11 protein-coding genes and 1 tRNA gene are annotated in these 12,479 nt (G+C 70.5%); 7 read left to right on the top strand and 5 right to left on the bottom strand.

Annotation, left to right across the window (positions count from 1 at the left end; translation table 11 throughout):
- Nucleotides 1–100: 100 nt before the first annotated feature.
- The gene (locus FVQ89_RS05380; protein WP_147900847.1) at nucleotides 101–2,998 is read right to left on the bottom strand and encodes an HtaA domain-containing protein; all 2,898 of its coding nucleotides are present in this window, start codon (nucleotides 2,996–2,998) and stop codon (nucleotides 101–103) included.
- Between the two features lie 157 nt (nucleotides 2,999–3,155).
- Between FVQ89_RS05380 and cysS the strand changes: the two genes are divergently transcribed.
- Both cysS and rlmB read left to right on the top strand, forming a co-directional pair.
- Nucleotides 3,156–4,568, top strand: coding sequence for a cysteine--tRNA ligase (gene cysS / locus FVQ89_RS05385; protein ID WP_147900848.1), 1,413 nt, complete (start codon nucleotides 3,156–3,158; stop codon nucleotides 4,566–4,568).
- Nucleotides 4,569–4,584: 16 nt separating this feature from the next.
- A complete protein-coding gene (rlmB, locus tag FVQ89_RS05390; RefSeq protein ID WP_147900849.1) occupies nucleotides 4,585–5,562 on the top strand; it encodes a 23S rRNA (guanosine(2251)-2'-O)-methyltransferase RlmB in 978 nt (325 codons plus the stop codon).
- A 13-nt stretch (nucleotides 5,563–5,575) separates the two neighbouring features.
- Here the strand turns inward: rlmB and FVQ89_RS05395 are convergent, their stop codons facing one another.
- Together FVQ89_RS05395 and FVQ89_RS05400 are read right to left on the bottom strand one after the other, a co-directional pair.
- Entirely contained in the window at nucleotides 5,576–6,862 is a 1,287-nt protein-coding gene (locus tag FVQ89_RS05395) for a DUF4032 domain-containing protein (RefSeq protein WP_147900850.1), read from the bottom strand.
- A 72-nt stretch (nucleotides 6,863–6,934) separates the two neighbouring features.
- Nucleotides 6,935–8,044, bottom strand: coding sequence for an ABC transporter ATP-binding protein (locus FVQ89_RS05400; RefSeq protein ID WP_147900851.1), 1,110 nt, complete (start codon nucleotides 8,042–8,044; stop codon nucleotides 6,935–6,937).
- A gap of 242 nt (nucleotides 8,045–8,286) precedes the next feature.
- Here FVQ89_RS05400 and FVQ89_RS05405 point away from each other — a divergent pair, with 242 nt between their 5' ends.
- The 3 genes from FVQ89_RS05405 to FVQ89_RS05415 all read left to right on the top strand — a co-directional run bounded on the left by FVQ89_RS05405 (nucleotide 8,287) and on the right by FVQ89_RS05415 (nucleotide 10,323).
- Nucleotides 8,287–9,195, top strand: a complete 909-nt coding sequence (locus FVQ89_RS05405; RefSeq protein WP_147900852.1) for a thioredoxin domain-containing protein — start codon at nucleotides 8,287–8,289, stop codon at nucleotides 9,193–9,195.
- 50 nt (nucleotides 9,196–9,245) lie between these two features.
- Nucleotides 9,246–9,322: transfer RNA gene (locus FVQ89_RS05410), tRNA-Thr, on the top strand.
- 14 nt (nucleotides 9,323–9,336) lie between these two features.
- The gene (locus FVQ89_RS05415) at nucleotides 9,337–10,323 is read left to right on the top strand and encodes a DMT family transporter (protein ID WP_255513434.1); all 987 of its coding nucleotides are present in this window, start codon (nucleotides 9,337–9,339) and stop codon (nucleotides 10,321–10,323) included.
- Here FVQ89_RS05415 and FVQ89_RS05420 read toward each other — a convergent pair.
- Nucleotides 10,292–10,846 (bottom strand): nitroreductase family protein, encoded by a 555-nt coding sequence (locus FVQ89_RS05420; protein ID WP_255513436.1) that lies wholly within the window; start codon nucleotides 10,844–10,846, stop codon nucleotides 10,292–10,294. The two genes, FVQ89_RS05415 and FVQ89_RS05420, sit on opposite strands and share 32 nt — an antisense overlap.
- Nucleotides 10,846–11,259: a peptide-methionine (R)-S-oxide reductase MsrB gene (msrB, locus tag FVQ89_RS05425; RefSeq protein ID WP_147900853.1), complete on the bottom strand. Its 414-nt coding sequence runs from the start codon at nucleotides 11,257–11,259 to the stop codon at nucleotides 10,846–10,848. The genes FVQ89_RS05420 and msrB overlap by 1 nt, the downstream gene beginning before the upstream one ends.
- Before the next feature lie 171 nt (nucleotides 11,260–11,430).
- Here msrB and FVQ89_RS05430 point away from each other — a divergent pair, with 171 nt between their 5' ends.
- Together FVQ89_RS05430 and FVQ89_RS05435 are read left to right on the top strand one after the other, a co-directional pair.
- A complete protein-coding gene (locus tag FVQ89_RS05430) occupies nucleotides 11,431–11,748 on the top strand; it encodes a DUF3263 domain-containing protein (protein ID WP_147900854.1) in 318 nt (105 codons plus the stop codon).
- Complete coding sequence (locus tag FVQ89_RS05435) at nucleotides 11,749–12,324, top strand: LytR C-terminal domain-containing protein (RefSeq protein WP_147900855.1); 576 nt, start codon at nucleotides 11,749–11,751, stop codon at nucleotides 12,322–12,324.
- Nucleotides 12,325–12,479 lie beyond the last annotated feature (155 nt).

Consider the following 12,479-nt stretch of genomic DNA (forward strand, 5'->3'; position numbering starts at 1 on the left):
TCATACGAAGGCCGCCCGCCCGCTCCAGGTGCGCCGGAGACGGGCGGGCGGGGTCGGGTGCCGCGAGCGGGCGAAGCCCGCGGCCGATCGCCGATCCGGGTCAGGCGGCGCGGCGGCGGCGCAGCACGAGGAACACGATCGCGGCGATGATCAGCAGCCCGATCAGCACGGCGACCACGGTCGCCCACACCGGCCATGCGGTCGCGGTCGGCTCGACGTCCGTCTCCTCGCCGTCGATCGCCTCGACGTCCGGGGTCGGCTCGGCGGTCGTGGCGCAGCCGGCCTCGACCGGTGCGACGATCGTCACCGGATCGAGTGCCTCGCCCTCGGGGTAGGTGCCGAATGCGGCCGAGCCGGATGCGGTGAGCGTCGCGGCGACGTCCGTCCACGTGAGGGTGTCGCCGTCACGGGCCGGCTCCACATCCGAGAGGCCGAGTTCCGCGAACTCGACGCCGGTCTGCGCTACCTCGGCGCCGTCCTGCGTGGTGCCGAAGACGTCGAGCAGGAGCACGGTGCGCTCGCCGTCGGCGACGATGCGCGGGTTGGCGACCGTGGTGTCGAGCGCGCCGTCGTGGCCCGTGAACCGCACCGACCCGGTGAAACTCACGTCCAGCAGCAACTCGTCCGCGTCGATGCCACCCGTGCCGCCGCTCCAGGTGAACACGGGGGTGTCGTAGCTCGCGCCGCCGTCGGTCGTCCACTCGCCGTTCGCGATGGCTCCGTCGATATACGCGCGGAAGCTCTCCTTGAAGCCCCAGACGATCTCGGCATCCGAGACGGTGCAGGGGAGTGCCGTGGCCTCCGCGATCTCGATCACGACGCCGCGGTTCACCGAACCCTGCAGGGTGAGGGTGTGGCGGCCCGTGAGGCCCGCGGGGAGGACGCCCTCCCAGCGCACACGACCCTCGGAGTCCGCGGTCGCGTTCTCGTCGAGCACGGTCGGGGTCGAGTAGGCGACCACGAGGATGCCGGTCTCGTTCGGCTCGAAGCCGCCGGCCTCGATCACCACCGTGCCTCCGGGTACGGGTGAGCCCGTGAGGGTGATGCCGCTGGTGGCCGGGGGAGTGGTCGCCGGCGTTCGCGTCGTCGACACCGAGCTCGCTGCGGTGATCACGACGCCGCCCAGCGAGCTGCCGGCGGACCCCGCGACGAACGACACCGGGTCGAGCGCCGTGCCCGCGGAGTAGAACGACGAGAAAGCGTCGGCGCCGGTGCTCGTGAGCGTCGCGGGTACGCCCGAGTACCGCAGCGAACCATCCGCCCCGGTGGTGCGCGCTCCGGACGAGAGTGCGAGCGTCGCGAACGCGATCCGTGATCCACCGTCCACCCGCACGAGGAGGGTGCCGCGGCTGGACGAGTCGATCCGAACCTGCGGGTCCGACAGCCGCAGGTCGAGCTGGCCGCCGTGACCCGTGAACCGAACGGAGCCGGCGTAGGAGACCGTTCCCGTTCCGTTCGCGAGAGTCGCGTCGCCCGCCTGGGGGAAGACGTATCCGCTGCTCGAGTTCGAGACGCCGCTCGTGGTGATGGTGCCCTGCGCGATGGGTCCGGTGACGTAGGAGCGGAAGCTCGCCTTCACGCCCCAGGTCAGGCGGCCGGCGGCCGGCGTGGGCGTCGACGGCGTGCCGGGCTCGTCCGTGCCGGGCTCCTCGGTGCCGGGCTCCTCGGTGCCCGGGTCTTCGCCCGGGTAGATGGTGTTCCAGGTGTCGGTGGTGATGGTGACGGGGGTTCGGGCGTAGATGGTGTCGGTGGTGGGGGTGGTGTGGCCTTGCCAGACGATGACTTCGTAGTTCTGGGTGGGGTCGAGTGTGTCGGGGGTGGCGGTGAGGGTTTTGTCGAAGGTGCCGCCGGTGATGGCGCCGGGGGTCATCCAGTAGCCGAAGGCGGCGTATCCGTCGGTTGCGGTGACTGCTGCTTCGGTGCCTTCGATGATGAGGGCGGCGTAGGCGCCGGTGATGTCGCCGAAGTTGGTTCCGGTGACGCGGACGGTGAGGCCGGTGGTCTCGGATGCGTCGGAGACGGTCGCCTCGATCGACGGACCGGGAGCCGGTTCGGGGAAGCTCACGGGAACGAACTGGTCGAAGGTGTAGGTGGCGTTCGCGCCGCTGCCCGAGTTGTGGTCGAGGCGCACGGCGATGCCGCACTGCTCGGCGCCGTCATCGGTGGTGACCGCGTCGAGGCAGGTCTTGGTGCCGAACGCGGAGGTGACCGCGACGGTCGTCGTGAACGTCCAGATGCCGTCCTCGATGGTGCCGATCTGCGTGGTTCCCGGGGTCGCTGCGATGCCGGGCTGCACCACCCACTTCTGTGCGGTGCTCTCGCAGTTGCCGGTGCCCCCGGCTCGTCCGCTCGCACCGGATCCGGGCTCCCCAGCCGGAGCGACGCAGTACATGAGATACAGGCCCGTGGTGAGGGTCGATCCGCTCGTCGCGCTGTAGGTGGTGGGGAACACACCGGTCACCTCGACGCTGCCGTCGGCGAGCCCGCTGTCGTCGACCGCGATGCCGAAGTCCGGGAGCGCCGGCGGGTAGATGGTGTTCCAGGTGTCGGTGGTGATGGTGACGGGGGTTCGGGCGTAGATGGTGTCGGTGGTGGGGGTGGTGTGGCCTTGCCAGACGATGACTTCGTAGTTCTGGGTGGGGTCGAGTGTGTCGGGGGTGGCGGTGAGGGTTTTGTCGAAGGTGCCGCCGGTGATGGCGCCGGGGGTCATCCAGTAGCCGAAGGCGGCGTATCCCTCGGTTGCGGTGACTGCTGCTTCGGTGCCTTCGATGATGAGGGCGGCGTAGGCGCCGGTGATGTCGCCGAAGTTGGTTCCGGTGACGCGGACGGTGAGGCCGGTGGTCTCGGACGCGTCGGTCACGGTCGCCTCGATCGACGGACCGGACACCGCGGTGGCGACACCCGCGGGCGCGACGACGGCCGCGAGCGCGAGCAGGGGGATGAGCAGGAAGGCGATCCACGGCGCACGAGGGCGCACGCGGTCTGGCGCGTAAGACAACAGTTCTCCGAAGGGGTTTCAGGGGCTCTCTCGTCACGCGACGCGCACCATCGCGAGTGACTCAGGTAAGGCTTACCTTATCTAACTGGAGCGTCTTGTGTCGAATCCCTCTCGGCTCCCCGCCGTCCCACGCGGCCCCCGCCGGTAAACTCCCCAGGTGACCGTCCGCCTCTACGACAGCCGATCCCAGGCACTCCGCGACTTCGAGCCGCTCGTGCCCGGCAAGGTCGGCATGTACGTCTGCGGGCCGACCGTGCAGTCCTCCCCGCACGTGGGGCACCTGCGTTCGGCGCTCGCCTACGACCTCTGGCGGCGGTGGCTGTCGTACCGCGGATACGACGTCACCTTCGTGCGCAACGTGACCGACATCGACGACAAGGTGCTCGCGAACGCCTCCGAGCACGAGGCATGGTGGGCGGTCGCCTATCGCGTCGAGCTGGAATTCACCGCGGGCTACCGCGCGATCGGCATCCTGCCGCCGACCTACGAGCCTCGGGCGACCGCGAGCATCCCGCAGATGCAGGAGATCATCCGCACGCTCATCGAGCGCGGCCACGCCTACGTCGCCGACGACGCTTCGGGCGACGTCTACTTCGATGTCCGTACGTGGCCCGACTACGGCGCGCTCACCCGGCAGAGGCTCGACGACATGAGCGACTCGCCGGACGCGGCCACCCGCGGCAAGCGCGACCCCCGCGACTTCGCCCTCTGGAAGGGCGCGAAAGACGGCGAGCCCGAGTCGGCATCCTGGGCGTCGCCCTGGGGCGCGGGCCGACCCGGATGGCACATCGAGTGCTCGGCGATGTCGAAGCGCTATCTGGGATCCGAGTTCGACATCCACGGCGGCGGGCTCGACCTGCGATTCCCCCACCACGAGAACGAGCTCGCCCAGTCGACGGCAGCGGGCGACGGTTTCGCCCGCTACTGGGTGCACAACGGCATCGTCATGGTCGAGGGCCAGAAGATGTCGAAGTCGCTCGGCAACTCGATCTTCGCCTCCGAGTTCCTCGCGCTCGCTCCGCCCGTGGTCGTCCGCTACTACCTCGCGAGCGCGCACTACCGCTCCGCGATCGACTACCACCCCGGGGCGCTCGAGGAAGCGGAGGCCGCGCTCGACCGCATCGCCGGCTTCCTGCGCCGCGCGGAGTCCGCGCTCGAACACGCGCACGTCGCGGGCCCCGGAGACGGGCGCGTCCCGGATGCGTTCGGTGCCGCCCTCGACGACGACCTCGGAGTGCCGCAGGCGCTCGGCGTGCTGCACGAGACGGTGCGGGCGGGTAACAGCGCCCTCGACTCGGGCGACCTCGAGACCGTGGCGGTGCTGCGTGAACAGGTCCACGCGATGACGCGCGTGCTCGGCGTCGACCCGACCGCGCCGGAGTGGAGCGGGGGAGGCGTCTCGGATGTGGAGTTCGCCCTCGCGAGCCTCGTCGAGCGTCTGCTCGCCGACCGGACGGCCGCGCGCGCGGCGAAGGACTTCGCGGCGGCCGATCGCATCCGCGACGAGTTGACGGCAGCCGGCATCTCGATCGACGACACACCCGCGGGCGCTCGCTGGAGCCTCGCGTGAGACAGGGGAGCATTCGATGACCAAGCCGGGACGTCCGGGCGCACGCAAGGGCAAGAAGGGCGCGAGCGTCGGAACCGGCGGCCACGGCCGCAAGGCGCTCGAGGGCAAGGGGCCGACGCCCAAGGCGGAGGACCGCAGCTGGCACGTCGCCGGCAAGAGGAAGGCCGCCCAGGATCGGCTCGACGCCGCACGGGCGCGCCACGGCAAGGGCGACGCGCCCGCGAAGCGCCCGCAACGGGCGAAGCGGTCCGAGGACGAGCTCGTCACGGGGCGCAACTCCGTGGTCGAGGCGCTCCGGGCCCGCATCCCCGCGACGGCTCTCTACATCGCCGCGCGCGTCGAGATGGACGACCGGGTGAAGGAGGCGCTGTCGATTGCGACGAAGCGCGACATCCCCGTGCTCGAGGTGATGCGTGCCGAGCTCGACCGCATGAGCGGACCCGACGGCGTGCACCAGGGCGTGGCGCTCAAGGTGCCGCCGTACGAGTACGCGCATCCGCTCGACCTCCTCGACCGCGCGGATCGCACGGGTCGCCCTCCGCTCCTCGTCGCGCTCGACGGGGTCACCGATCCGCGCAACCTCGGGGCGATCATCCGGTCGGCGGGCGCGTTCGGCGCCCACGGCGTGATCGTGCCGCAGCGGCGGTCGGTCGGCATGACCGCTGCTGCGTGGAAGACGTCGGCGGGTGCTGCGGTGCGCGTGCCGGTCGCGATGGCCGCGAACCTCACCCAGTCGCTCGAGGCGCTCAAGAAGGCAGGGGTGTTCGTGCTCGGGCTCGACGGCGGAGGTGACGTGCCGCTGCCCGGCATCTCGTTCGCCGACCGCCCGATCGTCATCGTCGTGGGCTCCGAAGGCAAGGGGCTCTCGCGTCTCGTCACCGAGACCTGCGATGCCGTGGTGTCGATCCCGATCTCGGCCGACACCGAGTCGCTCAACGCAGGCATCGCGGTCTCGGTCGCCCTCTACGAGGTCGCGAAGCTCCGCGCGGAATAGCCGCCGGGCCCGCTCAGACCTTCGCGCGCCAGTCCTCTTCGCCGTCGTCCGCCACCGCGACCGGCAGCGTGATGGCCGCGGTCATCGGGCCGACCACCGTCACCTCGTCGCGGCGGTGCCGCAGGATCGTGTCGACGTAGGACGTGAGCGCTTCGGCGAGGGGGACGTTGCGTCCCTCGTTCTGCGAGAGGTACCAGCGGTGGTCGAGCAGCTGGTGGAACACTTCGGCGGGTTCGAGCTTGCCGCGCAGGTCCCGCGGGATGGCGCGGACGACGGGCTCGAAGACCGACACGAGCCACTGGTGCGCGACGACCTCCTCGTCCTCGTCGGCCTTGCCGCGGATCGCGCGGAACGAGTCGAGGTCGTTGAGCAGCCGGCGCGCCTGGTTCTCTCCGGCGTCGAGGCCCGTGAGGCGCAGCAACCGCCGCGAATGATGTCCGGCGTCGACCACCTTCGGCTGGATGCGCACCCGGGTGCCGTCGCCGTCCTTGCGGATCGAGAGCTCCTCGATGTCGAAGCCCAGCTCGTTGAGCCGCTCCACCCGCTCACGAATGCGCCAGCGCTCCGACTCGGGGAAGGTCTCGGATGCGGTCAGCTCCTGCCAGAGCGAGCGGTACGCCGCGACGATGCCATCCGCGATCTCCACCGGGTCGATGCCCTCGTCGAGTCGCCCGCCCGACTGCAGGTCGAGCAGCTCGCCCGCGATGTTCACCCGGCCGATCTCGAGGTCGTTCTCGCGCTGACCGTTCGAGAGACCACCCTCGTAGAGCTTGCCGGTCTCGGCGTCGACGAGGTACGCCGCGAAGGCCCCCGCGTCGCGGCGGAAGAGAGTGTTCGAGAGCGAGACGTCGCCCCAGAAGAAGCCAATGATGTGGAGCCGGGCGAGCAGCACGGCGAGCGCGTCCACGAGGCGCGTCGCGGTGTCGGGGCGCAGAGCCTGCGAGTAGAGGGCGCGATAGGGGAGCGAGAACCGCAGGTGCCGGGTCACCAGTGCGGGCGAGAGCTCCTCGCCGTCCGGTGAGACGCGACCCGTGATCACCGCGACCGGCTCCACGGACGGCACGTCGAGGCGCTGCAGGGTCCGCAGGATCTCGTACTCGCGTCGGGCGAGCTCGGCGGAGGTCTCCTTGATCGCCACGACGAAGCCCTCGAGATGCACGAAGCGCACGAGGTGGCGCGAGATCCCCTTCGGGAGCGCGGCGATCGTCTCGTCGGGCCACAGCTCGAGCGGAAGCTCCCACGGGAGGTCGAGCAGGGCGGGGTCCGGCATCGCGGACGTGATGGAGAGGGAGGAGCTCACACGACGACCCTATTCGGAACGACGGAGGCCGCACCCCTCACGGGATGCGGCCTCCTGAGATCAACTGGCGCGTTACGCGGTCGCCTTCGACGCGATCGGGGCGGCGTTGAGGCGCTCGCCCGACTCGACGTCGAACACGTGCACGTGCTGCGGAACGGGGGTCACCACGACCTTGTCGCCCGCCTCCGGGTGGCTGCGGCCGTCGACGCGCGCGATGATGTCGACGCGCTCGCCCTCGATGTCCGCGTGGCCGTAGAGGTAGCCGTCGGCGCCGAGCTCCTCGACGACGTCGACCTCGACCGACAGGCCCTCACCCGAGGTCGCGATCTGCACGTCCTCGGGGCGGATGCCGACGATCGCCTTGCTGCCCGTGGCGGATGCCAGCACGTCGCGCTCGATCGCCGCCGTGGAGGTGCCGAACTTCACACCGCCGTCGACGATCTCGGTCGGGAACAGGTTCATGGCGGGGCTGCCGATGAAGCCGGCGACGAACACGTTGTTCGGGGTCTCGTAGAGGTCGCGCGGGGTGCCGACCTGCTGGAGCACGCCGTCCTTCAGGACCGCGATGCGGTCGCCCATCGTGAGCGCCTCGGTCTGGTCGTGGGTGACGTAGACCGTGGTGACGCCGAGGCGGCGCTGCAGCGACGCGATCTGGGTACGAGTCTGAACGCGCAGCTTCGCGTCGAGGTTCGAGAGCGGCTCGTCCATGAGGAAGACCTGGGGCTGACGGACGATCGCGCGGCCCATGGCGACGCGCTGACGCTGACCACCGGAGAGCGCCTTCGGCTTGCGGCCGAGGTAGGGCTCGAGGTCGAGAAGCTTCGCAGCCTCGAGAACACGAGAGGCCCGCTCCTCCTTACCGACGCCCGCGATCTTCAGGGCGAAGCCCATGTTCTCGGCGACGGTCATGTGCGGGTAGAGCGCGTAGTTCTGGAAGACCATGGCGATGTCGCGGTCCTTCGGCGGGACGTCGGTGACGTCGCGGTCGCCGATAAGGATGCGGCCGTCGTTGACCTCTTCGAGGCCCGCGAGCATGCGGAGGGTCGTGGACTTTCCGCAGCCGGAGGGACCGACGAGGACGAGGAACTCGCCGTCGGCGACCTCGAGGTCGATCTGGTCGACCGCGGGGCGAGTCGATCCGGGATAGATGCGGGTGGCCTTGTCGAACGTGACGGTTGCCATCGGTACTTCTCCTTCACCGGCAGGTACGTGCCGGACGATCCGTAGTGAATGGAAAGCCGCCGGCGTCATCGCCGACGAACCCGCCCATTATGTCACGGCATCCGATGGGCCACCGTCCCAGCGGTCTTCCGGGCGCTTCCCAGACAGGATTCCTAGCATCGGAGGGATTGCGCGTTTGGCGTGCGACCCCGGCGCGACGTATTCTGCGGAGCGCGTTCCCCATACCCGAGAACTGAGGATCGATGACGTACGGCGAGTCCGATCGCCCGGAGCCCGGAGCCAACGATGCCCGGGAGGCCGCGAAGGAGCGCGCCCGCGAACTGCGTACGCAGCACAAGAAGCAGGAGCGTCGGCGCCGCCTCGTGCTGCAGTTGAGCGTCGTCGGGGTCTCGCTCGTCGTGCTCGGTGTCGTCGTCGTCACCCTCGTCACCATGAACCAGTCGCCGACGCGCGGGCCGCTCAACATGGCCAGCGACGGCATCAAGATCGGCCAGGATCTGAAGGCCGTGCGGACGGTCGCGATCAAGTCGGGCGAGACCCCGGCGCCGTCGGAGGCGAACCCGGACGGCGTGATCGACATCCAGCTCTACGTCGACTACCTCTGCGCCAACTGCGGCACGTTCGAGCAGAACAACTCCGAGCAGCTGCGTAAGTGGGTGGAGGACGGTGCTGCCACGCTCGAGATCCATCCGATCGCGCTGCTCACCACCAAGTCCAACGGCACCCAGTACTCGCTCCGCGCCGCGAACGCGGCCGCCTGTGTGGCCGAGTACTCGCCCGACGCCTTCCTCGCATTCCACGAGTCGCTCTTCGTGGCCCAGCCGGAGGAGGGCACGGAGGGGCTGAGCGATGAGGAGCTCGTCGACCGCGCTGAGCTCGCCGGCGCGACGAGCATCGCCCGGATCGACGCGTGCGTGACCTCCAAGCGCTTCGTGCCCTGGGTGCAGGCCGCCACGGTCCGCGCCCTCAACGGGCCGATCCCGGGGGCCGACATCCCCGCGATCACGACGGCGCCGACGATCCTCGTGGACGGCAAGCAGCTCGCCTACACGAAGGACTTCGACCCGCAGGAGCTCGCGCTCGCCGTGACCGACGCCGCCGGCGACCAGTACACAGGCACTCCGACCCCGTCTCCGACGCCCACCCCGTAGCGGCGTAGGCTGTCGGATGCGTGCGGCCGACCACCGGGCCGCGACGTTCCGCCTCCTTAGCTCAGTCGGCCAGAGCATCGCTCTTGTAAAGCGAGGGTCGTCGGTTCGAATCCGACAGGGGGCTCCACCGGACGGAGGATCGTGAGCACCGAGCATGCGGTCCGCCCCGTTCTGACTGCGGCGGCGCTCATCGCGTCGATAGGCGTCGGCGGTGTCATGGCGCTTCAGCCGCGGGTCAACGGCGAGCTCGCCGTGCACCTCGACGACGGCATCGTCGCGGCATTCATCTCGTTCGCCGTCGGGACCATCGCGTGCGGGTTGGCGCTCGTGGTCTGGGCGCCGGGGCGCCGCGGTCTCGGACGCATCCGCGAGGCGCTCGCCCTGCGCACGCTGCCCGTGCCCTACCTGTTCGGCGGGGTCGCGGGTGCCGTGCTCGTCACCGCCCAGGGGCTCACGGCGGCCGTGCTCGGGGTCGCGCTCTTCACGGTCGCGCTCGTCGGCGGGCAGACGATCGGGTCTCTCGTCGTCGATCGTCGCGGCGTCGGCACCATGGGCCCGAAGCCGTTCACGGTGCAGCGACTGCTGGGGGCCGCGCTCGCCGTGGTCGCGGTCGGGTGGGCCGTCTCGGATCGCATCGCGACCGAGGTTGCGTGGTGGATGCTCGTGCTGCCGTTGCTCGCGGGCGCCGGTGCCGCCTGGCAGCAGGCGGTGAACGGGCAGCTGCGCGAGCGCGCGGGATCGGTGCTGAGCGCGACGTTCGTGAGCTTCGTCGCTGGCACCGCGGCGCTCATCGTGGCCGCGGGCGTCGAGGTCGCCGTCGCGGGTCCGCCGGACCCGCTGCCCGGTGAGGCCTGGCTCTACACGGGCGGCCTGCTCGGGATCGTCTTCGTGGCGGCGGCGGCCGCGCTCGTCCCCCTCATCGGCGTGCTCATGTTCGGTCTCGCGACGATCGCCGGTCAGCTGAGCATCGCTGTGCTCCTCGACCTCATCGCGCCCGTGGGGGTCGCGACCCTCGACACGGCAACGGTCGGGGGTGCGGTGCTCGCCATCGTCGCAGTCGCGGTCGCGGCGATCCGGCGGCCTCCGCGCCAGGATGTCACAGACGCGACAGGTGCTTCTTCGCGTTGACGGTGGTGCGCGGCTTGCTCGAGCGCGTCTCCTTCGACCCTACGTAGAGCCAGCCGAGTAGGCGCTCGCCGGGTGCGAGGTCGTGGGCGCGGTGCAGGGCCTCGGCTCGGGTGTACCAACCGGTGCGCCACATCACACCCCACCCGTCTTCGTCGAGCAACAGGCTGAGCGAGTGCGCGACGCCGGATGCGACAGCCTCCTGCTCCCAGTCCGCCACCTTCTCGCTCCGGACCGGCGACACCACGATGGCGAGCAGCAGGGGCGCTCGCAGCGGCTTGCGCGCCAGCTTGTCCGCATCCGATCCGGTCGCGCCGGAGGCCTCCGCGATCGCGCGGCCCACCTTCTCGCGGGCCTCGCCGCGGATCGCGATGACCCGCCACGGGTGAAGCGCCGCATGGTCGGCGACCGTGCCGGCGACCTCGAGGATCTTGCGCAGCCGCTTGTCGGTCGGGGCCGCGTCGCCGACGCTCGACCGCGACCGGCGCCGGAGCATCGCCTCGGCGGCCGGCCCGCGCGTCGGCATCAGCTCTCGGGCTCGGCCTCGGGCGCGAAGCCGAGGGACAGCGAGTTCATGCAGTAGCGCAGCCCCGTGGGCGTGCCGAAGCCGTCGTCGAAGACGTGACCCAGGTGGCCGCCGCAGTTCGCGCAGCGCACCTCGGTGCGCACCATGCCGAGCGAGCGGTCCTCGATGAGCTCCACCGCATCCGGGTTCACGGAGTCGTAGAAGCTCGGCCACCCGCAGCCGGAGTCGAACTTCGTTCCGCTCTTGAACAGCTCAGCGCCGCACGCCGCACAGGTGTAGAGACCCGCCCGGTGCTCGTCGAGCAGCTCGCCCGTCCACGCGCGCTCCGTGCCCGCCTCGCGCAGCACCTTGTAGCGGTCGTCGCCGAGCTCCTCTCGCCACTGCTCGTCCGTCTTGCTGACCTTGTAGCTCATCGGGCTCCTCTCCTCGCACATCGTAGGGGCCCGGATCGGGCTCCCGCTGAATGCAACGTCACGTGACCGCCGGGCGTTCCCGGGGCTCCGCCGCGGGGCTCACCGGATTCATAGCAGGTCGCGCCTAGGATGACGGCGTCCCGAATCCGGGGACGCGATCGGGAGGTGCACATGGTCGGTACAGCCGGCGCCGCGCGCCTCCCCGACGATCCGCCGCTCCCCGCCGGGCTCGACGAGCTCTCGCGTCGGGTGCTCGAGTTCGAGCTCTCATGGACGGGCCGCGACGGCGCCAAGGCGAGCGCGATCCGCGTGGAGTTCGGGGTGACCCCCGCCCGCTACTATCAGATGTTGTCGGCGGTGCTGGACTCGCCGGCGGCGCTGCGTCACGATCCGCTCCTGGTGCGTCGCCTGCAGCGCGTCCAAGATGCACGGGCCGCAGCACGAGCCTCGCGGACCTTCCGCATCGATCCCCAGGACCCGACTCCGTAGATGGCAGCCTTTCCCCGCGATCAGTTCGACGAGATCCCCCGCGATATCGACCGTGTCGGCGCGCACCGCGCCCCCGGCAAGCCGGGTCGAGGGTGGGTCGCGTTCGCGTGGGCCGCTCTCGCGACCGGCGTTCTCGTCGTGGTCGGTCTCTTCGCGCTCGCGGCGCTCGACTCCCGCTTCGAACTGCCCGTGTTCGCCCCGGAGACCCCGAGTGCGACCCCGAGCGAGACCATCGTGGAGACCGCCGACCCGGTGACCGACCCCTCCACGCTCGACGACGCGCTGCGCGACGGCCTCACGATCGCGGTGCTGAACGCGACGGGAACCGAGGGCCTGTCGAATGTGGCCGGCGACCAGATCGCGGACGCGGGGTGGCCCAACCCGAGCCGCGCTGCGGCCGACGTCACCGACGACACGGAGACGATCGTCTACTACTCGTCCGAAGAGTACGAGGGCGTCGCGCGCGGGATCATGGAGCTCATCGGAGCGGCCGACGTGAGCCTCTCAGACGCCTTCCCCGCGACGGTCGTCACGGTCGTCCTCGGGTCCGATTACGAGCCTCCCGCCGGGGGCTGAGCACCCCTCTGAACGCCCGTCGGGGCGTCCCGTGTTACGCCGATGTTTAATCTGCGTTGATTCTTCGTCATGCCTGCCTTTTTCGGGGCTTCCGGGCGATCTGCGGCGGCCCGGGATGGCTACCATCGCGGGTGTGCGGCCCGAGAAGCGGTTGC

The sequence above is a fragment of the Homoserinibacter sp. GY 40078 genome, from assembly GCF_008017545.1.
Taxonomy (GTDB): domain Bacteria; phylum Actinomycetota; class Actinomycetes; order Actinomycetales; family Microbacteriaceae; genus Homoserinibacter.